Source organism: Streptomyces sp. NPDC096311, assembly GCF_044763085.1.
Classification (GTDB): Bacteria; Actinomycetota; Actinomycetes; order Streptomycetales; family Streptomycetaceae; genus Streptomyces.
Window position 1 is genome coordinate 100469 of the sequence record NZ_JBIWFN010000011.1, and the last position, 22536, is coordinate 123004.

A 22536-nucleotide genomic window follows, 5' to 3' on the forward strand; every position below is an offset into this window, starting at 1 on the left:
TGCACGTTCCATGCGATATCGATCCGTTCGTGTCACCTTCGCGTGGACCCTGGTCGCGGCCGCCACCCAGGCGGCCGCGCCGACCGCCTCCTTCGGCACCCGTCCCGACTGCCCGCGGCTTTCCACGCGTTGGTACGGCGACAACCGCGCCCACCTGCAACAGGTGATCGACGAGCGAGGCACCTGCGCCGGGCCGATCTCCCCGGCGGGCCGCCCGGTCGCCGCCTTCGACTGGGACAACACCGTCACCAAGAACGACGTCACCGACGCCACCCTCGCCTGGGCCCTGGGACACGACAAGATCCTGCGCCCCGCGCGTTGGCGGGACACCAGCCAGTGGCTCACGGACGCGGCGGACCGGGCACTGACCGCCGCCTGCGGCACCACCACACCCGCGGGCGCACCCCTCCCCACCTCGACCGAGCCCCGCTGCGCCGACGAGATCCTCGAGATCCGCGAGAACGGCCGGACCATGAGCGGCGCCGCCGCCTTCGCCGGTACCTGGAACCACCGGCGCACCGTCCCCCAGTACGCCTGGGTGCCCCAGCTCTTCGCCGGACGCACCGTCGCCGAGCTGACCTCGTACGCCCGCAGCGCCCGTGCGCAGGCACTCGCCGCGCCCCTCGGCTCGACGCGGACCCTGGGCACGCACACCGTCCCGGCGTACGTCCGTTACTACGACCAGCAGCGCGAGCTGATCCGTACGCTCCACCGGGCCGGATTCGACGTCTACGTCGTCTCCGCGGGCGCCGAGCCGGTCACCGAGGTCTGGTCGCGGGGGGTGGGCATCGACGCCCGGCACACGATCGCCATCCGGTCGGTCCTCGACCGGCGCGGCCGGATCACCACCCGCAACGAGGGCTGCGGCGGCGTACCGGCGACCCGGGGCGAGGCCATCCCGTACATCGACGGCAAGCGCTGCTGGATCAACCAGGAGATCTACGGCGTCCACGGCGCCGCGGCCTGGCAGCGGCAGGACCCACGCCACCGCACCGTGCTCGCGGCCGGCGACGCCGACACCGATGTGACCTTCGTCGGGGACGCCACCGGAGCCCATCTCGTCCTCAACCGCAACAAGAGCGAACTCATGTGCCGCGCGTACGACGACGCCGACGGCCGCTGGGTGATCAACCCGATGTTCATCGGGCCGCTGCCGCGCAGGCCCGAGCCGTACCCGTGCGCGACCAGCGCCCACCACGCGACCGGCGGCGGCGCGGAACCCGTCCTCAGGGACGACGGTTCGGTCGTACCCGACCAGAAGGACACCGTCTACGGAACACCCGTGTACTGACGTTCGGGGCGCGCCCTAGAGTGCCGGAATGAGCATGACGCCTCCGCCCGGCTGGTACCGCGACCCCTCGTACCCGCTCGTCGAGCGCTGGTGGGACGGCACCGCCTGGACGGACCACCGGCGAGGACCCGAGGCACCCCAGATGCCCCTGGCACCGCCGCGACCCGTCGTCGGCGGCTCCGGACGTGCCAAGGCCGTGGCACTCGTCACCGCCGGAGTCGTCCTGGTCACCGCGATCGTCACGGGTGCCTTCGTGCTCGGCCGGGAGGGCGGCGGGGGCACCGCGGCGGCACGGCCCACCCCGCCCGCCGCACCCACAGAGACCACCGGCTCCCCGGCCGGCCCGTCCTCAGGCGACCCGTCCGTCGTCGTGGACGAGCTCAACGGCATCGCCCTGCCGCTGTTCGACGGCTGGGTCCGCGCCCAGGACGTCGCCGAGGACGACGTCATGATGACCACCCCCGGTACCTACGACTGCCCGGGCGATCCCGGTCTGTGCCGGCACGGGCGGGTCGTCTCGCGCACCGTCACCGCGAACGACGAGAGGTCTGCGAAGGCCCTCGCCGAGCACGACATCGCGGACGCCGCGAGCACCGCGTACGACCGTGACCTCCTCGACAACCGGCCCTTCCACGGCGTCACGTCCCACCGGCAGCTGCGGGCGAGCCCGGTCGCCGTCGCGGGCAGCGTCGGATACCTCGTGCGCTGGCAGGTGAAGACGGGGGTGGGACCCGGGGGGTACGTCGAATCGCTGGCGTTCCCCTCCGGCGTGGGCTCGGGGGCCCTCGTCATCGTCCGCTTCGTGTTCGACGCGGGTGCGGACGGGCCGCCGCTCACCGACATGGACCGGATCACCGAGGGAATCCGGCCGGTGGGCACGCGGTGAGCCCGGCTACAGGAAGGTGTGGCCCTCTCCCCGGTACGTCGGGACGGTCGCCGTCACCGTGTCGCCCTCGACCAGGTGCAGCGCGTCGAACCGCTCGCACAGCTCCCCGGCCTTCGCGTGCCGGAACCACACCTTGTCGCCGATGAGCAGGTCGTCCGCGGGGGCGCCGAGCAGCGGCGTCTGCACCTCGCCGGGGCCCTCCTGGGGGTCGTAGCGCAGACGCTCCGGCAGGTAGGGGACCGGCAGCCGGTCGGGGCCCGGGGCGCCCGAGGCCGGGTAGCCGCCGCCGAGCACCGTGACGACCCCGACACCCGGCCTCCGTACCACCGGCTGCGCGAAGAGCGCGGCCGGACGCCCGCTGAACGACGTGTAGTTGTCGAACAGCCGAGGAACGTACAGCCCGGAGCCCGCCGCGATCTCGGTGACCGCGTCCTCTGCGGCCGTGTGCTGCACACTGCCCGTCCCGCCGCCGTTGACGTACTCGAGGTCCGGCTCCACGGCCCGTACGGCACGGACCACCTCGGCGCGCCGCCGCGCGAGCTCCTTGCGAGCGGTGGCCTGCATGAGCCTGACCGCACGCGACCGCAAGGGCCGCCCCGCGACGGCGTCACCGACACCCGCGACATGCCCCTCGTACGCCATGATCCCCACCAGCTTGAACCCGGGCCGGCGGACCACGGCGCGGGCCAGGTCGGCCACCTGGGCGGGCGAGTGCAGCGGCGAGCGCAGCGCCCCGACCCGCACCCGGCCGCCGAGCAGCTTGAGCGAGGTGTCCAACTCCAGGCAGACGCGCACCACTTCGGTGCCGTCCCGGCGGGCCTCGTCGATCAGGTGGAGCTGGGCGGGGTCGTCGACCATGACGGTGACGGCGGCGGCGAGCTTGGGGTCGGAGGTCAGCTCGGCGAAGCCCCGGGTGTCCGCCGAGGGGTAGGCGAGCAGGATGTCGTCGAAGCCGGAACGGGCCAGCCAGATCGACTCGGCCAGGGTGAAGGACATGATCCCCGCGAAACCGTCCCGCTCCAGGACGCGCTCGAGCAGGGCGCGGCAGCGCACCGACTTGCTGGCGACCCGGATCGGCTTGCCGCCTGCCCTGCGGACAAGATCGTCCGCGTTCGCGTCGAAGGCCTCCAGATCCACGATCGCGAGAGGGGCGTCGAGATGAGCTGTGGCCCGGTCGTAGCGGGCCCGGTCTGCGGCGCGGGCGGTCATGACCGAAGCCTGCCAGACTCGATTACCGCAGGGTAGGGGGACGTTCCGGGCAGATGCCCCGGGCGTGCGGACTGGTTCCCTCCCTGCCCACGTCAACCCGTAGAGTGACGCGCACGCAGGGAGGAACGACCTTGTCCGGGCGGGTCGTGCCCGGGATGACGGTCCGTCGGCACGGGTATGGGTGCTCGTGACGGGTGAGTCGCCGAGGTGGTTTCTTCCGTACACGTGAGCGGCCCGGCGGATTCCGGGCCGGGTCGGTAGCCCGGGTACGAGGAAACGGGGGGTGCATGAGCACGGAAGCGCGCCGCGCCTCCATCCCGCCACGCCCGGCCACCCCACCCCGCCCGGCACAGTCACCGGGAGACTCCCCCGAGGCGGCAGTCTCCCCCGAGGCGCCAGCGTCTCCCGCGCAGGACATCCCACCGCCTCCCGCGGAGGGCCGCACCGGCTCCACGCCCTCCCGCCCGGCGACCCCACCACGGCCCGCACAGGCCCCGACGAGCGGGGAGCGCGAGCCGTCCGGCCGGGCGACCCCGCCGCGGCTCGTACAGTCTCCGGCGGGCGGGGAGGGCGTGCCCTCCTGGTCGGCGACCCCGCCCCGGCCCGAACGGTCTCCGCGGAGCGAGGGCGGTGTGCCGACCCGTGCGGCGACCGCACCGACGCCGGAGACGTCTCCCGGGCGGGGGAATCCGGTGCCCCCGCGGAGGCCCGAAGCGCCGACCGCGGGGGGCGTCACGCCGCCGGCGACCCCGCCGCGACCCGAGCGGTCCCCCGTGGGCGGGGACGCGGTGCCGCCCCGCCCGAAGTACCTGCCCTCGGGCGCCACTTGGCGGCCGCGTCCGGCCGAGCCGCCCGTGGGCGGCGAGCCCTGGTCGCTGCCGAGCCCGCAGGAACCGTCCGCGGCCACCGCCCCGGTGCCCCGCCGGACGGACCCGTCCGTGGTGGGCGAGTCCTGGACGCTCCCCGACTCCGGTGACCTGCCCGCGACAGGCGCTCCGCGCCGCCCGGCGGAGCGGCCCACCACGGCTGACGCCCCCGCCGCGCGCGCACCCCGGCGGAGCCGCCCGTGCCCGGCGGACGACACCATGACGCCGCCCCGCGCGGGCGCCGCCTCCCCGTCACCCGGTCCGTCCACCGCCGGGACACCGCGGTCGGGCGGCGAGTCCCGTACCGCGTCGTCGCCCGATACTGCCGGGGCGCCCCGCGCGGGCGGTTCCCGGCGGCCGGTGTCGGCCGGTTCCCCGGCGGACGCGGTCTCGCGCTCGGGTGAGGCGTCCGACACCTCCGGTGACGTCATGGCGGGACCGGACGGCGGCGGTACCCGGGCGGCGCGCCCCTTCCGGCTCTCGCACGACCCGAAACCGTCGGCGGGGTCGTCCTCGGCCGGTACGGCGTCCCCACAGGCGCCGGGTGCCACCGGCACCCCTGAGCCCCCGCGCCACGAGCCGGCGCATCCCGGCTTCCCCGGCCGGCGCACCACCATCCCCGCGGCCCCGCCCCCGCCCCCGGCCTCCGCCCGCTTTCCCGACGCCCCGCCGGCCGGCCGGCACCCCGGTGTGCCGCATCCCGGCCCGGACCGGCGGACGCCCGTACCCGAGGACGGGATCACGGAGACGACCACGCGGCTGCGCCCCGTCCCCGCGGAGCGGCCCGTCGAACCGTCCGTCCCCGCGAGCCCGGCCCCCGGCACGGCACGCCCGTACGTGTCGTTCGCGGAGCCCGAGACCTACGACGACACCACGCGCCCGCGCCACGTCGGCGCGCGCACCCGGCCCCGGGCGGCAGCGGCCGCGGCCTGCGTCGTGCTGGGCCTCGGCCTCATCGGCGGCGCGGCGGCCGGAAGCTGGCTGACCGGCGACGGCACGGGCGCGGACGGTGCGCACAGCGCCTTCGTGGCGGCGGGAAGCCTGTGGCACAGCGTGCCCGTGGACCAGCTCTTCCCGCCCACCGTGCAGGGCCAGGGCGCGGGCCCCGGCGGCGCCGACCGCACCTGGACCCGACTCGCCGTCGCCCCGGACAGCGGCTGCGCGAACGCCTTCGATCCGCTCCTGAGCAAGGCGCTCGCCCCGGCAGGCTGTCTACGGCTGCTGCGGGCCACGTACACGGACGCGACCCGTAGCCAGGTCACCACCGTGGGCCTGCTGTTCACCAAGGCGGACCCGGCGGCCATGACCGCGCTGAAGAACCGTTTCCAGCAGGAAGGTCTCGGCCGGCGCACCGATCTGATGCCCCGTCCGTACGCCGCCAAGGGCACCGTCGCCGCCGGGTTCGGCGATGCCCAGCGCGCGTCCTGGACGGTGTCGGTGCTCACCGACGCGCCCGTGGTCGTCTACGCCGTCACCGGCTTCGCCGACGGCCGTATCGTCACCGCCCCGCAGCCCGCCGCGGACGCCATCAAGCCCGGTGCGACCACGGCCCCGGCCCAGGCGGGCCTGGGCCACGACGCACAGGGCCTCGCCGACCGCATCGAGCGCAGCCTGCGCAAAACCGTCGGCTCGGCCACGGAGAAGCCGTCATGACCCGCAAGGCCACCCGCAGGGCCACCACCAGCGAGGCCACCCACGAGGCCGCCCGTACGGCATCCCGCAGGGCCACCCGGAGGGCCGGAGCCCTGAGCGTCCTGGTGGCCGCCTCCCTCGCCCTGCTCCCGTCCACCGCCGCGCACGCCGACGGCATACGCGCCCAGCAATGGGCCCTCGACGCGATGCACACCCAGCAGGCCTGGCGCACCACGAAGGGCCAGGGCATCACGGTCGCGGTCCTCGACACGGGCGTCGACGACCAGCATCCGGACCTGGCCGGCAACGTCCTCACCGGAAAGGACATGGTCGGCTTCGGGGCGCAGCGCGGTGACCGCGCATGGGCCCGGCACGGCACCGCGATGGCCGGGATCATCGCCGGTCACGGGCACGGCGTCGGCAAGGGCGACGGAGTCCTGGGCATCGCCCCCGAGGCGAAGATCCTCCCCGTCCGCGTCATCCTCGAAGACGGCGACTCGGCCCGTACGAGGGCCCGCAACACCCGTGGCAACGCCCTCGCCGAAGGCATCCGCTGGGCCACCGACCAGGGCGCCGACGTCATCAACCTCTCCCTCGGCGACGACTCCAAGTCCGCCCATCCCGAGCCCGCCGAGGACGCCGCCGTCCAGTACGCCCTGAAGAAGGGCGCGGTCGTCGTCGCCTCGGCCGGCAACGGCGGTGAGAAGGGCGACCACATCTCGTACCCGGCGGCCTACCCGGGCGTGATCGCGGCCACGGCCGTCGACCAGAACGGCACCCGCGCCTCGTTCTCCACCCGCCGCTGGTATGCCACCGTCAGCGCCCCCGGCGTCGACGTCGTCATCGCCGACCCGGACGACAAGTACTACGAGGGCTGGGGCACCAGCGCCGCCTCCGCGTTCGTCTCCGGCGCGGTCGCGCTCATCAAGGCGGCCCACCCGGGCCTGTCCCCGGCGCAGATCAAGAAGCTCCTGGAGGACACCGCCCGCAACGCCCCCAGCGGCGGGCGCGACGACTCCCGCGGCTTCGGCTTCATCGACCCCGCGGCGGCCATCGAGGCCGCGGGCCGCCTCAAGCCGGACAGCACCCACGCGGCGGCGTACGGCAAGAAGTACTTCGGTACGGGCCCCGACGCCGCCCCGGACGACAACCAGCCGTCCGGCTGGGTGGGCCCGGCGGCGGGCGGCGCGGGCGTGGTCCTGCTGGCCGCGTCGGTGATCCTGTGGCGAGGCCGCAGGTGCTCAGCGCAGGACGCATCGGGCGAACTGCCCCTTTAGGGGCGCGGGGAACTGCTTCAGGGGCGCGGGGAACCGCGCGCCCAGCCACGACGCACCCGCACCCGAACGGACACCCCGCACCTTTACGGCTCCCCCGAACTCACGCGGAGCCGAACGCGGCCACCGCCGCCTTCGCCGCCGCCTCCACCACCGAGATCCCCTTGGCCTTGGTCGTGTTGCCGTTGGACAGCGCCGCCACCAGGTACTCGTCCCCGTCGACAGCGACCCGGCCAATGCTGTTGATGTCCCACAGCCCGGTCGAACTCCGCGCCAGCCACCCGTTCTTGAGGGCCCACTGCGTGCCGTCGGCCGCCGCCGACACCCCCCAGTGCTGATCGGCGGCGATCTCGCCCATCAGCCCCTGGAGATACGTGCGCGAGGCCTCGCTGAGTTCGGAGTCGTCCCCGAACACCTGCTGGAGCAGGGTGAGCTGGTCGGCCGCCGTGGTCTGAGTCAGCCCCCACAGCGCACCGTCCCCGCCGGAGGTACCGGTCAGCCCGAACCGCTCGTTCGCGGCGTCGAGACCGTCCGCCTGCCCGATGATGTCCCACAGCGCGGACGCGGACACGTTGTCACTGTTCGTGATCATCGCGGTGGCGTACGTCTTCTCCGCCGCCGTCAGATGCCGGTCCGCGTCCTGCGCCTGGAGCAGCAGCGTCGCGAGGATGTCGACCTTGACGATGCTGGCCGTGTCGAAGGCTCCCTCGCCGTAGGCGGCGCCCTCGCCGGAGTCGATGTCGAACACCGCGACCGAGACCGCCGCGCCGTCTTCCAACGCCACGGCCTTCATCGCCTTGGCGAGCAGGGCGTCCCGCTCCACCGTGGGATCCGTCACAGGTTCCACCGATGCCTCCTGGCTGGGGGACGACGACGCGGCCGACGCCGAGGGGGAGGCTACGAGGCTCCCGCGGTCGTGCGCCTGTGCCTTCACGTAGACGGCACCTGCCGCCGTACCGCCCACGAGGACGGCGGAAGCCACGACGGTGTAGACGAGGGTCCTGCGTCCGGAGCGGCGGGTGCGATGCCGACGAGCTCTGTGAGGGGCCATCCCGCGATGCTCGGGGCGGTGCCTGTGCCCGGCGTTAGACGGATGTTAGAGGTGTGTCAGCGAAACCTGAGAATCCCGTGAAAGCTGTCAACGCCAGGTTTCCGGGCCCGCACAAGCCCAGCAGCATCCCCCCGATAGGGTCGGGGACCGTGGCGAACAAGAACATTCCCGACTCCGGCTTCCCCGACGACGACGGCTCCGCCGATCCCCGGCTGAGCGCGGCACTCGCGGCCTGGGCCGAGGACCGCACCGCCGTGGGGCCGGTCCTGGAGGCGCTCAAGGGCGCCCGGCTCCTCGTGCCCGTCGTGGCCGTCCTCGGCGAGGTCGAGGAGGACGAGAACGGGCTGCGTCACGAGAAGACCAGCGACATGGCGGTGCCCACCCTGAAGGCAGGCCACCGCACGGCCCTGCCCGCCTTCACCTCCACCGAGTCGCTGGCCCGCTGGGACCCGGCGGCCCGCCCCGTCGCCGTACCGCTGCACCAGGCCCTGCAGGCCGCCGCGCACGAGAAGGCCGACACGGTCGTCCTCGATCTGGCCGGTCCGGTGCCGTACGAACTGACCGGCTCGGCGCTGCTCGCCCTCGCCGAGGGGCGTACGACGGCGGACCCGCTCGCCGATCCCGCCGTGGTCGAGGCGGTACGCGCCGCCGTGGCCGCCGAGCCCGCCGTACTCCGCGCCCACCTGGGCCCCGGCCAGGCCGACGGCACGCTCGCGCTGGTACTGGACCCGACCGCGGCCCCGGCCGAAGCCGCCCACGCGCTCGCTCGGCGGCTCGCCGCCGACGAAACACTGAGGGCCCGCCTGGTGCGCGGTCTCGACCTGGCACTGCTGCCGGCCGGGACGACGCCACCGGGCGAGCCCTTGTACGTACGTCAGTAGAAAGCGGAGCGGGAGAGGAACCAAAGCCCTCTTCGGCGGATCAGGACCTAGCCGTAGATCGGGCCCGTGTACTTCTCGCCCGGGCCCTGGCCCGGCTCGTCCGGGACGATCGACGCCTCGCGGAACGCCAGCTGCAGCGACTTCAGGCCGTCGCGCAGCGGGGACGCGTGGAAGGAGCTGATCTCGGTCGCGCTCGCGTCCAGCAGTCCGGCCAGCGCGTGGATCAGCTTGCGCGCCTCGTCGAGGTCCTTGTACTTGTCGCCCTCCTCGGTCAGACCGAGCTTCACGGCGGCGGCGCTCATCAGGTTGACGGCGACCGTCACGAGGACCTCGACCGCGGGGACCTCGGCGATGTCGCGGGTCATGCTGTCGAAGTCGGGGTTCTGGGGAGGGGTGTCACTCATGTCCCACACGATAGGCCCCGGCACGCAGGCACCCGTCCGCGGGAGCGCGGAGGCGCTCGGTTAGCGCGGGCCCGGGGGAGCTGCTAACCTTGTGTAACGACCGGCCGGATGCGCCCAGACATATGTCAGCGTGCTCGGCCCACAAGTGGAGGCTCCGATCTCCCACCCGACCGTCCTCAGGGATGGCGGGTCACCCGGTCAGGCGGCCACCACCGTTCCGTACGGACGGTGGAGTCGCCCGAATGTGCGCCCCGCGGTTCACCGCGGCGGTGCTCCGGTATTCCTTGGAGCCCCGCCTGTGTACCGTCCGGGGCATTTTTCATGCCCCGCGGTGGTTGGTCCAATGTCATCAGAGACATACGCGGCTGTCCGCCAGACCGCCGTGTGGTGCTACCGAGGAGGATCCATCAGCACCGAGCCCCGCATCAACGACCGGATTCGCGTTCCCGAGGTGCGACTTGTCGGTCCCAGCGGCGAGCAGGTCGGGATTGTTCCGCTTGCCAAGGCGCTGGAGCTTGCGCAGGAGTACGACCTCGACCTGGTCGAGGTGGCGGCGAGCGCGCGTCCGCCGGTCTGCAAGCTCATGGACTACGGGAAGTTCAAGTACGAGTCGGCCATGAAGGCCCGTGAGGCGCGCAAGAACCAGGCGCACACGGTCATCAAGGAAATGAAGCTCCGGCCGAAGATCGACCCGCACGACTACGACACCAAAAAGGGTCACGTCGTCCGGTTCCTCAAGCAGGGCGACAAGGTCAAGATCACGATCATGTTCCGCGGTCGCGAGCAGTCCCGGCCGGAGCTCGGCTACCGACTGCTGCAGCGTCTGGCTTCGGACGTCGAGGACCTCGGGTTCGTCGAGTCGAACCCGAAGCAGGACGGCCGAAACATGATCATGGTTCTCGGTCCGCACAAGAAGAAGACCGAGGCGATGGCCGAGGCCCGTGAGGCCCAGGCGGCTCGTAAGGCTGAAGCGAAGGCCAACCCCGGTCGCTCGCAGAACGCCGCCGACGGTGAGATCGCCGAGGGTGAGATCGCCGAGGGCGAGACCTCCGAGGCCGAGACCGCCGAGGCCCCGGCCGAGGCTTCCGCCGAGGCCTGATCCCAGGGCGAAGGCTCCGGGGAGTCCGGGACGACAGTCCATGGAGTCCACGGGACGTGAGTCCGGGGATGTCAATCGATAGATACATGACGTTCCACCGTGCCCGGTTTAACGACCGGGCATCGGAACGCCACTGACGAGGAGAGAACGGCGCTATGCCGAAGAACAAGTCGCACAGCGGTGCCAGCAAGCGCTTCAAGATCACCGGCTCCGGCAAGGTGCTCCGTGAGCGCGCCGGCAAGCGCCACCTGCTCGAGCACAAGTCGTCGCGCCTGACGCGCCGCCTCACCGGCAACGCCGAGATGGCCCCGGGCGACGCCAAGAAGATCAAGAAGCTTCTCGGCAAGTGACGTCGGGCGCGCACCGCGCGCCTGATCTCCGACCGGGACCCAATCGATTTCGGGCCGTGTGACGACAGCCACGGCCCCGCTACAAGGAGTTAAAAAGTGGCACGCGTCAAGCGGGCAGTCAACGCCCACAAGAAGCGCCGGGCGATCCTCGAGGCGGCCTCCGGCTACCGCGGTCAGCGTTCGCGCCTGTACCGCAAGGCCAAGGAGCAGGTCACCCACTCGCTGGTCTACAACTACAACGACCGCAAGAAGCGCAAGGGCGACTTCCGTCAGCTGTGGATCCAGCGCATCAACGCCGCTGCCCGCGCCAACGGCATCACGTACAACCGCTTCATCCAGGGTCTGAAGGCCGCGAACATCGAGGTCGACCGCAAGATCCTGGCCGAGCTGGCCGTGAACGACGCCGGTGCGTTCGCCGCGCTCGTCGAGGTCGCGCAGAAGGCGCTGCCGTCGGACGTCAACGCGCCGAAGGCCGCGTGACGCTCGCGCTCGCCTGAGCCGTACGTCGCTGTGGACCCGCTTGCCTCACGGCTTGCGGGTCCCGGTGCGTTTGGGCTCCGCCGGTCTGTCGGGGCACGCTGCGCGTTGGCGATGTCGGTTCGGTACCGCCGGATGCCGTCGTCGCGGCTGAGCGCCGCGGCGCCGTACGGCACGTCGGCCGCGGGGGAGTCCCGGCCCGGATCGGCACCGAACGCCACGCATGACGCGCCGCGTCCGGTGCCCCCACCGGGGAGGCGAGGCCCACTCACAACGCCGAAGCCCTCCGGCCGGGCACACCCAGCCGGTCGGCGACGGGGTTGCGTCCCGACGGACGCCTGGCCTCCGTCCCGGCCGGCGCCTGGTCCGGCGGGACACCCGACCCGGCGGCCCCGGGCCCGGCGGTGGGGTTCCGTTTCGGCGGATGTGGCCTTCGGCCTCCGGCGGGGACTGCCAGCTGGTTGGTTCCGGGTCCGGTGGTGGGGTTTCGTCTCGGCCGGTGTCTGGTCTCCGGCGGGACACCCGACCCGTCGGCCCTGGGCCCGGCGGTGGGGTTCCGTTTCGGCGGATGTGGCCTTCGGCCTCCGGCGGGGACAGTCAACCGGTTGGTCCCGGGCCCGCTTCGTCCTGGTGGACGGGGTGTGCCGGGGTGGTGTGCTCTGTCGGAGCCCGGCTGGGCCGAGAGTCCGGCACCGCTCGTCGTAGCTCGGCCGGACCGGGCGTCCGAGGCCGCCGGGACCGCGGTCAGCGGACGCCGGCCGGTGACGGCAGGCGGCTCGTCGGCCCGGTCCCCGGCCCCGGAACTCGGATCCGGTTCCGGCCCGGCCGCAGTCGGCATGGACATACAGACCCCGTTCTCGTCGTCTTCTCCGAGGGGACCCGGCCCCGCCCCACCCCAAGCCGACCCTCCGCAACCCCCTGAGGTGACCCCATGCCCGCCGACCCCGAGCTGATCTCCCCGCGCTCGCCGCGCGTAGCCGCCGCGCGGCGGCTCGCCCGGCGGAACTTCCGCGGCAAGGAACGGCTGTTCCTCGCCGAGGGACCGCAGGCCGTGCGCGAGGCGGCGGCGCACCGCGTCGACGAGGCGGCCACGCTCGTCGAACTGTTCGCGACCGTCGAGGCCGCGGAGCGCTACGCCGACATCGTCGGGGACGCCCGGGCCGCCGGAGCCCGGGTGCACCTCGCCGACGAGGAGGTGATCGCCGACATCTCGACCACCGTCACTCCGCAGGGGCTCGTCGGGATCTGCCGGTTCCTCGACACCCCCTTCGAGGAGATCCTCGCGGCCCGCCCCAAGCTCGTCGCCGTGCTCGCGCACGTCCGCGACCCCGGGAACGCCGGCACGGTGCTGCGGTGCGCCGACGCCGCCGGCGCCGAGGCCGTCGTACTCACCGACGCGTCCGTCGACCTGTACAACCCCAAGGCCGTACGGGCCTCGGTCGGTTCCCTCTTTCACCTGCCGGTGGCCGTCGGTGTGCCCGTGGAGGCAGCCGTGCAGGGCCTCAAGGACGCCGGCGTACGGATCCTCGCCGCCGACGGAGCGGGCGAGGACGACCTCGACGACGAGCTCGACAAGGGGACCATGGGCGGCCCCACCGCCTGGGTGTTCGGCAATGAGGCCTGGGGGCTCCCGGAGGAGACGCGCGCGCTGGCGGACGCCGTCGTGCGCGTACCGATCCACGGAAAGGCCGAGAGTCTGAACCTCGCGACGGCCGCCGCCGTATGTCTCTACGCGTCCGCCCGTGCACAGCGCGCCTCCGGAGGGTGCCGCTCCGTCACCGACAGCTAGTAGGGTGACGGGCTCGGGGGCCCACTGCGCCAGACGAGAGGTGGGGTACGGGGATGGGTGTCGGCACGAGCGGTGCGAAGAGCGCACCGCGCGCACGGGACGTGCGCGACACACCCGCGCTCCCGCGCGCCGGTCAGCACGACGATCGACTCGATGCTGATCATGGCGCCGGTCATGACGCCGATCACGGCGTCGGCCTCGGTTCGCAACCGGGGGGCGAACTCGGCATCGACCCCGACGACCTGCCCGACGGACTCGTCATCGCCGACGAGAACGGCCGGGTCATCCGCTTCAACGCCGCCGCCGCCCGCATCACCGCCGTCCCCGCCGCCGCCGCCCTCGGACGCCACCTGGAGTCGGCCCTTCCCCTGGAGGACCTCGAAGGCCGTCGCTGGTGGCAGCTGACCGACCCGTACGGCGGCCTCGCGATCCGCGTCGGACAGCCCGAGCGGAATCTGCTGCTCCCCGGGGGACGTGAGGTGCTCGTCTCCGCGCGCTACGTACGCACCGCGCCCACCGGGCCCGTCCGCCGCGTCGTCGTCTCGCTGCGCGACACCGAGGCCCGTCGCCGCACCGAGCGCAGTCACGCCGAGCTGATCGCCACGGTCGCCCACGAGCTGCGCTCCCCGCTCACCTCGGTCAAGGGCTTCACCGCCACCCTGCTCGCCAAGTGGGAACGCTTCACCGACGACCAGAAGAAGCTCATGCTGGAGACCGTCGACGCCGACGCCAACCGGGTCACCCGGCTCATCGCCGAACTGCTCGACATCTCCCGCATCGACTCCGGCCGACTGGAAGTGCGCCGCCAGCCCGTCGACATCGGCGCCGCCGTCGGCCGCCACATCCAGGCGTACGTCACCTCGGGCCAGCCCGCCGACCGCTTCCTGCTGCGCCTCGAACAGCCCCTGCCGCCCCTGTGGGCCGACCCGGACAAGATCGACCAGGTGCTGAGCAACCTGCTCGAAAACGCGGTGCGGCACGGCGAGGGAACCGTCACTATTGACGTCACGCCCTCGGCGTCCCCGCGCGAGCGTGAGGACGGCGAGAACGCGGCCACGTCGGTCACCGTGAGCGACGAGGGCACCGGCATCCCGGAGGAGTCCATGAACCGCGTCTTCACCCGCTTCTGGCGGGGCAGCAAGCGCGGCGGCACGGGCCTCGGGCTGTACATCGTCAAGGGCATCGTCGAGGCCCACGGCGGCACCATCACGGTCGGCCGCGCTCCCGGCGGCGGCGCCGAGTTCCGATTTACGTTGCCCGTGGGCACCCCGGCGTACCTGCTGTAACGCCGAAGAGGCCCCACGGGCGCAGTCGTACCGGAGCCACCCCTCGGACTGCGCGTCCGAGGTCGGCTCCCACCCCGTTAGACTCGGCCTTTGGCACCTTTGCGTCCCCGTTTCAGGGACCATGCGTCCCCCGAGTCGGGACGGGGACCATCCGCCAGCCAACCGGAAGCACGGGAAGAGATGTCGGCACCGAATAAGTCGTACGACCCTGTAGAGGTCGAGGCCTTGAAACCGGAAGAGATCGAGCGCATGCGGGACGAGGCGCTCGCCGCCTTCGCCGCCGCCGGTGACCTCGACGCGCTCCAGGAGGCCAAGGTCGCCCACACCGGCGGCACCTCGCCGCTGGCCCTCGCCAACCGCGAGATCGGCGCCCTGCCCCCACATGCCAAGGCAGCCGCGGGCAAGCTGGTCGGCCAGGCCCGGGGCGCGGTGAACAAGGCCCTCGGCGGCCGCCAGGCCGAGCTGGAGGCCGAGCGCGACGCCCGGGTACTGGTCGAGGAGGCGGTGGACGTCACGCTGCCGTACGACCGCGTACCCGCCGGCGCCCGCCACCCGCTGACGACCATGATGGAGCGCGTCGCGGACGTCTTCGTGTCCATGGGATACGAGATCGCCGAGGGCCCCGAGGTCGAGGCGGAGTGGTTCAACTTCGACGCCCTGAACTTCACGCCCGACCACCCGGCCCGGCAGATGCAGGACACCTTCTTCGTCGAGGGCCCGACGGGCGACCACGGTGAGTCCGGTGTCGTGCTGCGCACCCACACCTCGCCCGTGCAGGCCCGCGCCATGCTGGACCGCGAGCCGCCGGTCTACGTCGTCTGTCCCGGCCGGGTGTTCCGCACGGACGAGCTGGACGCCACGCACACCCCGGTCTTCCACCAGATCGAGCTCCTCGCCGTGGACGAGGGCCTGACCATGGCCGACCTCAAGGGCACCCTGGACCACATGGTCCAGTCGCTCTTCGGCGCCGACATGAAGACCCGGCTGCGCCCGAACTACTTCCCCTTCACCGAGCCGTCCGCCGAGATGGACATGCTCTGCTACGTCTGCAAGGGCGAGTCCGTCGGCAACCCCGACCGCCCCTGCCGGACCTGCTCCTCCGAGGGCTGGATCGAGCTGGGCGGCTGCGGCATGGTCAACCCGCGGGTGCTGGTCGCCTGTGGCGTCGACCCGCAGAAGTACAGCGGATTCGCCTTCGGGTTCGGCATCGAGCGGATGCTGATGTTCCGCCACAACGTCGAAGACATGCGAGACATGGTCGAGGGTGACGTCCGGTTCACCCGGCCGTTCGGGATGGAGATCTGATGCGGGTCCCGCTTTCTTGGCTGCGGGAGTACGTCGACCTGCCGGCGACGGAGACCGGCCGCGACGTCCAGGCCAAGCTCATTTCGGCAGGCCTCGAGGTCGAGACCGTCGAGCAGCTCGGCGCCGACCTCAAGGGCCCCCTGGTCGTCGGCCAGGTGCAGTCCATCGAGGAGCTGGAGGGCTTCAAGAAGCCCATCCGCTTCTGCCTCGTCGACGTCGGCACCGCCAACGGCACCGGTGAGCTCCAGGAGATCGTCTGCGGCGCCCGCAACTTCGCCGTCGGTGACAAGGTCGTCGTGGTCCTGCCCGGCGCCGTGCTGCCCGGCAACTTCGCGATCGCCGCGCGCGAGACGTACGGCAAGACCTCGCACGGCATGATCTGCTCAGGCGACGAGCTGGGCATGGGCGACGACGGCAGCGGCGGCATCATCGTCCTGCCGCCGGAGATCGAGGTGGGCACCGACGCGATCGAGCTGCTCCAGCTCGTCGACGAGGTCCTCGACATCGCCGTCACGCCCGACCGCGGCTACGCCCTGTCGATGCGTGGCGTGGCCCGCGAGGCCGCCATCGCCTACGGCCTGCCGCTGATGGACCCCGCGCTGCTCGACGTACCGGCCCCGAACGCGTTCGGCTACCCGGTGCGGGTCTCCGACCCGATGGGCTGCGACCGCTTCACCGCGCGGACGGTGACGGGCCTCGACCCCGAGACCCTCTCGCCGATCTGGCTGCGCCGCCGCCTCCAGAAGGCGGGCATGCGCCCGATCTCGCTCGCCGTCGACATCACCAACTACGTGATGCTGGAGCTCGGCCAGCCCCTGCACGCGTACGACCGCACCCGCGTCCAGGGCGCGATCGGTGTGCGCCGGGCCGAGCAGGGCGAGAGGCTCACCACCCTCGACGGCGTCACGCGCACGCTGGACGCCGAGGACCTGGTCATCACCGACGACCGTGGCGCCATCGGCCTCGCGGGCGTCATGGGCGGCGCGAACACGGAGATCGACGACACCGAGGGCACCACCACCGAGGTCGTCATCGAGGCCGCGCACTTCGACGCGCTCTCGATCGCCCGCACCGCCCGCCGTCACAAGCTGGCCTCCGAGGCGTCCAAGCGCTTCGAGCGCGGCGTCGACCCGCAGGCCGCCTCGGCCGCCGCCCAGCGCACGGTCGACCTCCTCGTCCTGCTCGCCGGCGGCACCGCCGACGCCGGGGTCACCGAGGTCATCGCGCCCTCCGCGCCGCACAGCATCACCATCCCGGCGAACCACCCGGACAAGGTGGCCGGTGTCGACTACGGCCGCGAGACCGTCGTCCGCCGCCTCCAGCAGGTCGGCTGCGACGTCTACGGGCAGGACGAGCTGATCGTCACCGTGCCGTCCTGGCGGCCCGACCTGACGGACCCGAACGACCTGGCCGAAGAGGTCATCCGGCTCGAGGGCTACGAGAACCTGCCCTCGACCCTGCCGAAGCCCCCCGCGGGCCTGGGTCTGACCGGCAGGCAGCGGCTGCAGCGCCGGATCGGCCGCGCGCTGGCCGGCGCCGGATACGTCGAGGCGCTGAACTACCCGTTCATCGGCGAGCACGTCTTCGACCAGCTCGGCCTGGCCGCCGACGACCCGAAGCGCAAGGTCGTCAAGCTGGTCAACCCGCTCTCCGACGAGGAGCCCGCGCTCCGTACGACGCTGCTGCCGGGCCTGCTGCACGCCCTGCGCCGCAACGACGGCCGCGGCAGCCACGACCTGGCGCTCTTCGAGACCGGGCTCGTCTTCCAGCCGCAGGACGAACTGCGCGTCGCGGGCCGCCTGCCCGTCGACCGCCGTCCCACCGACGAGGAGATCGCGTCCCTCACGGCCGCGCTCCCCGTCCAGCCCCGGCACGCCGCCGTCGTCCTCGCGGGCGCCCGCGAGCAGGCCGGCTGGTGGGGCAAGGGCCGCCCGGCCGACTGGGCCGACGCGATCGAGGCCGCGCGCTCGCTGGCCCGCGAGGCGGGGACCGAACTCCTCGTCCGTGCCGGGCAGTACGGGCCGTGGCACCCCGGTCGCTGCGCCGAACTGGCCGTCGCCGTCGACGGCCAGGAGAAGGTCATCGGGTACGCCGGTGAGCTGCACCCCGGTGTCCTGAAGACCCTGGGTCTGCCCGCGCGCACCTGTGCGATGGAGCTCGACCTGGACGCGCTGGAGCAGGCGAGCGCGGGCCTCCCCAAGGGCCCGAAGGTCTCGACCTTCCCGGTCGCCACCCAGGACGTGGCTCTGGTCGTCGACAAGACCGTCCCGCACGTGCACGTCGAGGCGGCACTGCGTGAGGGCGCGGGTGAACTCCTTGAGTCCATCCGGCTGTTCGACGTCTACGAGAACAGTGAGCAGCTCGGCGAGGGCAAGAAGTCCCTGGCCTACGCGCTGCGCTTCCGCGCCGACGACCGGACGCTGACCGTCGACGAGGCCTCCGCCGCGCGTGACGTGGCCGTGGCGCTCGCCGCTGAGCGCACGGGAGCGGTGTTGCGGAGCTAGCTCCGTCGGCAGTGCCGGGGAACTGCGGGTCGTCCTTCGGTCGCGCGTATGTCGTGGCTGGGCGCGCAGTTCCCCGCGCCCCTTTGGGGCGCGCTTCCCCTGGCCCACCTGCATAAATGCGGTTGTCCGAAGCTGTGTCACTCATTCGGGTGGCAAGTCGGGGCGATCTGGCCCGATCGGGGCATGCGGTCGACAGAATCGGACCGGCCTCTTGAAGGTCGTCTGCGCTGTCAGGGCCTATTGGGGGGCCAATCGGCATGATCCGTATCAAGGCTGGGGCTCCCCGCAGGGCGACGTCCCGGACGAATTCGCGGGGGCCGGCCCGAGTGGGCCTCCGGGCGCGACCCCGGGGGAGCGGTCTGCGGGCCGGGCTCGTCCGGGCGGTGAGCCGGGGCGGACCGCGCGTGCGACTGGCCCGGACGGTCCACGGTGGCGGTCCGCCGGACGGCCTCGACCAGACGGTGCGCCGGGCCGAGCGGCGGAGCCTGCGGCGGTTACTGAGCCTGGGGTTGCCGACCGCCTGGGGTGCGATCGCCATCACGTACAGAATGACCTGCCCGCTCGCCCAGCGGGACGGCCTCGAGGCGCGGATCGTCACCAGCGCCGTCTTCTTCGCCGTCGGCACCGGGCTGATCCTCCACGTCAGACGGGCGCTGCTGCGAGAGCTGAGGCAGATCCGCAAGGTCGCGGGCGCCGCCCAGAGCGTGCTGCTGCGACCGCTGCCTCCGCGCATCGACGGCCTCAACATCGCCGCGGCCCAGCTCTCCGCCGACCACGGCGCGAACATCGGCGGTGACCTGTACGAGGTGATCGCCACCGAGCACGGTGTACGGGTCGTCATGGGCGACGTGCGCGGACACGGCCTCGGCGCCATCGCAACCGTCGCCGCCGTCCTCGGCAGCTTCCGCGAGGCCGTGTACGACGAACCCGAACTCGCCTGTGTGCTCCGGCGGCTGGAACGGGCCCTGGCCCGGCATCTGCGCGAGCGGGCGCGTGCCGAACACCCCTCGGCGGGCCCGGAACCCGACAGCCCGGTCGCCGAGGAGTTCGTCACCGTACTTCTTCTGGAGATCCGCGGTGACGGCGAGGTCTACGCCCTCAACTGCGGTCACCCGTCGCCGTACCGGCTCGCCGCCGGTCGCGTGGAACCACTCACGGGAGCCGAACCGCTGCCCCCGCTCGGCCCGTTCCCGCTCCCCGCCGAACTGGCGGCCAGCCGGTGCGGCCGACTCCTCCCCGGCGAGGCCCTGTTCCTGCACACCGATGGAGTGGAGGACGCCCGCGACGCCCACGGCCGCTTCTTCCCCTTGCCCGCCACGCTCGCCGAGGCCGTCCGTACCCAGCCCGTCTCCCCGCGGACCGTTCTCAGGGCGGTCTTCACCCGCCTGTTGCGCCACACCGGTGGCAGACCGTCGGACGACGTGGCCGTACTGATCCTCTGCAACGACCGCAGCCGAGTGCCGACACAGCAGGGCCGCACCGCCGTTGCCCGCCACATCAGGTGAACGCCGGACCCCGCAGTGACGCCGCGCAACCGGCGGGGCCGAGCCGCCGCACTGTACGAGGGGGAGCCGGCGGCCCGGCCGGCCTCTTGCGAGGCATTTCAGTCAACCGGCAGGGAACTCTGCGCGACAGCGTGCACACGGTACGGATACGGGCATTCGGTTCACACCCCGTGTGAACGGGGACCCACAAGCACAGGGGACGGATTACTCTGACCGCACTGTCGCCACCGAGCCACCCGGGGGCCCGAATGCAGCCCAACACTCTGCTCGACGCGATACTCGACGAGGCCGGCATCTCGCACGCCGGACTCGCCGCGCATGTCAACCAGGCGGGGAGGGCACGCGGCCTCGCGCTCAGATACGAACACACAGCCGTGGCACGGTGGTTGAAGGGGCAACGCCCGCGCGGCCAGGTACCCGACCTGATCTGCGAGGTGCTCGCGGTGCGCCTGCACCGGCCCGTCACCCTGGACGACATCGGCCTCGGCGTGCCCGGCGAGCCGTCCGCCCCGCACGGCTCCTCGCTCTCCGGTTTCGTGGAGCGCGCCACCGCCCTGTGGCGCTCCGACGAACAGCAGCGCCCGCACCTCCTCGGCGCCCCGGCCGTCACCGGAACGCCCGCCGTGATGCCGGTGTGGGAGTGGGAGAACCCGCCCGAGGACGTGGACGTCTCGCGCGGCGGCCGCCACCACGTGAGCATGGCCGACATCGAGATGCTGCGCGCTGCCCGCGCCCACTACGAGCAGATGTACCGCAAGGCGGGCGGGGTGGCGACCCGCAGCCGGATCGTCGGTTTCCTCAACGCGGAGACCGCGCCCCTGTTGCGCGGCAGTTATCCCGACGCCACCGGCCGCCAACTCCACCGTGCGACGGGCGGCCTCGTCGCCATCGCGGGGATCTGCGCCTACGACTCCGACGCGCACGGGCTCGCCCAGCGCTACTTCCACCAGGCGCTGCGGCTGGCGAAGGCCAGCGGGGACCGGGGACTCGGCGCCTATGTCATAGCCCTCCTCGTCAACCAGTCGCTGTTCATGCGCGAGCACCGGCAGGCCGTCGCCTTCGCGGAAGCCGCGCTGCGCGCCGCCGGGCGGCACATCACCCCGGCGCTCGCCTCGGACCTCTACGCCATGCAGGCGAAGGCGTACGCACACCTCGGCGACGGCAGCAGCGCGCTGTCCTGCATCCGGCGTGCCGAACAGGCCGCCGAGCGCATCCGGCGCGGTTACGAACCGGACGAGACCGGCTATGTCCAGCCCGGTCTGGTCAACGTACAGGTGGCGGAGGCACTGCTGAGCCTCGGCGACCTGGTGGCCGCCGCGGCGCACGCCGAGGCGGCCGTGGACACTCCGGCGCACGACCGGGGGCGCGTGCACCGTCTGGCGATGCTCAGTCAGATCGAGCTGCGGCAGGGGAATGCCGACAAGGCGGTGGCCACCGCCGTCCAAATGGCCGAGCAGGCCCGGGGAATGGAGTCCCAGCGGCTGCGCGACAGACTGCGCGCGGTACGCGAACACCTGGTGCGCAGCGGCTGTGCGGGCACGGCCGAGGCCGCCGAACTCATCGACGGAGCACTGCGCGTACCGCTGTAGACCACCGAGTCCCGCCGCCGCACCGTGCACTGTGCGCTGCTGTGCGCCTGCTGTCAGGACGCTCCTGCTGCGATATTGCCATCTACTCGGCGGAAGGTGGCAGAACCGTGCAGTGGACGAAACAGAACGAACAAACTGTGTACGCAAACCGCTGGTTCAGCGTCAATCTCGCAGATGTCGAGCTGCCGGACGGTCGGCACCTCGATCACTTCTTGATACGGCTGCGTCCCGTGGCCGTGGCCACGGTGGTGAACGAGGCCAATGAGGTGCTGCTCCTGTGGCGGCACCGCTTCATCACCGACAGCTGGGGCTGGGAACTCGCGGCGGGTGTCGTCGAGGACGGCGAGGACATCGCCGTGGCGGCGGCCCGCGAACTCGAGGAGGAGACCGGCTGGCGACCGGGACCCTTGCGCCATCTGATGAGCGTCGAGCCCTCCAACGGGCTCACCGACGCCCGGCACCACATCTTCTGGGCCGACGAAGGCGCGTACATCGGACACCCCGTGGACGACTTCGAGTCCGACCGTCGGGAATGGGTTCCCCTCAAGCTCGTTCCCGACATGGTCGCCCGCGGCGAGGTCCCGGCCGCCAATATGGCTGCCGCGCTACTCCTCCTGCATCACCTCAGGCTCGGGCAGGACGCGTTGCCCCGATCCATCCCCCCACGGCGTCCTGAGCGTTAGCGCCCGAGAGCCTGCCAGACCGCCACGGCGAGTGCGCCCACGGCCGTGAGGGCCGCGATCGCGGGCAGTGGCCAGCGGGTGTGTTCCAGGGCGACGACCCGTGCGCTCAGGTCGTCGAGCTCCTTGGCGGTCTGTTCGGCGCGGTGACTGAGCAGGGCGTGCCCTCCCTCGACGCGTGCGTATGCCACGTCGAGGCGACGGCGTAACTCCGCGAGTTCTCCTTGGACCACGGGATGCTCCGGGTCGGCGGTCACGGGTCCGCTCCTTTCCGTAGTCGTCACATCCCTTGGATGCGCACGGAAAGTCAACTCGCCTGGTGGACGCGTGGGGAGCGTGTGCGAGGGGCATATGCGAGCCCGGCGCGCACACGGCGTGTGAATGGCGCGGGCCCGGCACCGAAAGGGGTGCCGGGCCCGCGCGTGCCTGAGTTTCACCGTACGTAATCAGGTGACGGT

At 72.4% G+C, this 22536-nt stretch carries 19 protein-coding genes; 15 read left to right on the forward strand and 4 right to left on the reverse strand.

Features of this window, described 5'->3' with window-relative positions:
* Positions 1-10 precede the first annotated feature (10 nt).
* Positions 11-1291, forward strand: coding sequence for a haloacid dehalogenase-like hydrolase (locus tag ACIRA5_RS27285; RefSeq protein ID WP_403694678.1), 1281 nt, complete (start codon positions 11-13; stop codon positions 1289-1291).
* Between the two features lie 28 nt (positions 1292-1319).
* Positions 1320-2177: a DUF2510 domain-containing protein gene (locus ACIRA5_RS27290; RefSeq protein ID WP_403694681.1), complete on the forward strand. Its 858-nt coding sequence runs from the start codon at positions 1320-1322 to the stop codon at positions 2175-2177.
* A gap of 6 nt (positions 2178-2183) precedes the next feature.
* Here ACIRA5_RS27290 and ACIRA5_RS27295 read toward each other — a convergent pair whose 3' ends face one another.
* Positions 2184-3386, reverse strand: coding sequence for an amino acid deaminase/aldolase (locus ACIRA5_RS27295; RefSeq protein WP_403694683.1), 1203 nt, complete (start codon positions 3384-3386; stop codon positions 2184-2186).
* Between the two features lie 773 nt (positions 3387-4159).
* Between ACIRA5_RS27295 and ACIRA5_RS27300 the strand changes: the two genes are divergently transcribed.
* Together ACIRA5_RS27300 and mycP are read left to right on the forward strand one after the other, a co-directional pair.
* Positions 4160-5905, forward strand: coding sequence for a hypothetical protein (locus ACIRA5_RS27300; RefSeq protein ID WP_403694686.1), 1746 nt, complete (start codon positions 4160-4162; stop codon positions 5903-5905).
* A complete protein-coding gene (mycP, locus tag ACIRA5_RS27305) occupies positions 5902-7161 on the forward strand; it encodes a type VII secretion-associated serine protease mycosin (RefSeq protein WP_403694688.1) in 1260 nt (419 codons plus the stop codon). Before ACIRA5_RS27300 ends, mycP begins: the two co-directional genes overlap by 4 nt.
* A 100-nt stretch (positions 7162-7261) precedes the next feature.
* On the opposite strand, the gene ACIRA5_RS27310 is transcribed toward mycP, so the two are convergent.
* Positions 7262-8209 (reverse strand): serine hydrolase, encoded by a 948-nt coding sequence (locus ACIRA5_RS27310; RefSeq protein WP_403694691.1) that lies wholly within the window; start codon positions 8207-8209, stop codon positions 7262-7264.
* A 149-nt stretch (positions 8210-8358) separates the two neighbouring features.
* Between ACIRA5_RS27310 and ACIRA5_RS27315 the strand changes: the two genes are divergently transcribed.
* Positions 8359-9090, forward strand: coding sequence for an SseB family protein (locus tag ACIRA5_RS27315; RefSeq protein WP_403694693.1), 732 nt, complete (start codon positions 8359-8361; stop codon positions 9088-9090).
* Positions 9091-9137: 47 nt separating this feature from the next.
* On the opposite strand, the gene ACIRA5_RS27320 is transcribed toward ACIRA5_RS27315, so the two are convergent.
* On the reverse strand, positions 9138-9494 hold the full coding sequence (locus ACIRA5_RS27320; RefSeq protein WP_054236133.1) for a DUF1844 domain-containing protein: 357 nt from the start codon (positions 9492-9494) through the stop codon (positions 9138-9140).
* A 382-nt stretch (positions 9495-9876) separates the two neighbouring features.
* Between ACIRA5_RS27320 and infC the strand changes: the two genes are divergently transcribed.
* From infC to ACIRA5_RS27370, 10 genes are all read left to right on the forward strand, one after another.
* Complete coding sequence (gene infC, locus ACIRA5_RS27325) at positions 9877-10593, forward strand: translation initiation factor IF-3 (protein ID WP_217566505.1); 717 nt, start codon at positions 9877-9879, stop codon at positions 10591-10593.
* A gap of 155 nt (positions 10594-10748) precedes the next feature.
* Positions 10749-10943 (forward strand): 50S ribosomal protein L35, encoded by a 195-nt coding sequence (gene rpmI, locus ACIRA5_RS27330; protein WP_003947156.1) that lies wholly within the window; start codon positions 10749-10751, stop codon positions 10941-10943.
* Between the two features lie 96 nt (positions 10944-11039).
* The gene (gene rplT, locus ACIRA5_RS27335) at positions 11040-11423 is read left to right on the forward strand and encodes a 50S ribosomal protein L20 (RefSeq protein WP_054236131.1); all 384 of its coding nucleotides are present in this window, start codon (positions 11040-11042) and stop codon (positions 11421-11423) included.
* Between the two features lie 928 nt (positions 11424-12351).
* Positions 12352-13209, forward strand: a complete 858-nt coding sequence (locus ACIRA5_RS27340) for a TrmH family RNA methyltransferase (protein WP_403694696.1) — start codon at positions 12352-12354, stop codon at positions 13207-13209.
* 53 nt (positions 13210-13262) lie between these two features.
* A complete protein-coding gene (locus ACIRA5_RS27345) occupies positions 13263-14495 on the forward strand; it encodes an ATP-binding protein (RefSeq protein ID WP_403694698.1) in 1233 nt (410 codons plus the stop codon).
* 180 nt (positions 14496-14675) lie between these two features.
* Positions 14676-15800, forward strand: a complete 1125-nt coding sequence (pheS, locus tag ACIRA5_RS27350) for a phenylalanine--tRNA ligase subunit alpha (RefSeq protein WP_403694700.1) — start codon at positions 14676-14678, stop codon at positions 15798-15800.
* Entirely contained in the window at positions 15800-18304 is a 2505-nt protein-coding gene (gene pheT, locus ACIRA5_RS27355) for a phenylalanine--tRNA ligase subunit beta (protein ID WP_403694702.1), read from the forward strand. Before pheS ends, pheT begins: the two co-directional genes overlap by 1 nt.
* 548 nt (positions 18305-18852) lie before the next feature.
* Positions 18853-19809, forward strand: a complete 957-nt coding sequence (locus ACIRA5_RS27360; RefSeq protein ID WP_403695150.1) for a PP2C family protein-serine/threonine phosphatase — start codon at positions 18853-18855, stop codon at positions 19807-19809.
* 248 nt (positions 19810-20057) lie between these two features.
* A complete protein-coding gene (locus ACIRA5_RS27365) occupies positions 20058-21398 on the forward strand; it encodes a transcriptional regulator (RefSeq protein WP_352047976.1) in 1341 nt (446 codons plus the stop codon).
* A gap of 107 nt (positions 21399-21505) precedes the next feature.
* A complete protein-coding gene (locus ACIRA5_RS27370; RefSeq protein WP_067365642.1) occupies positions 21506-22081 on the forward strand; it encodes an NUDIX hydrolase in 576 nt (191 codons plus the stop codon).
* On the opposite strand, the gene ACIRA5_RS27375 is transcribed toward ACIRA5_RS27370, so the two are convergent.
* A complete protein-coding gene (locus ACIRA5_RS27375) occupies positions 22078-22335 on the reverse strand; it encodes a hypothetical protein (protein WP_403694704.1) in 258 nt (85 codons plus the stop codon). The two genes, ACIRA5_RS27370 and ACIRA5_RS27375, sit on opposite strands and share 4 nt — an antisense overlap.
* Positions 22336-22536 lie beyond the last annotated feature (201 nt).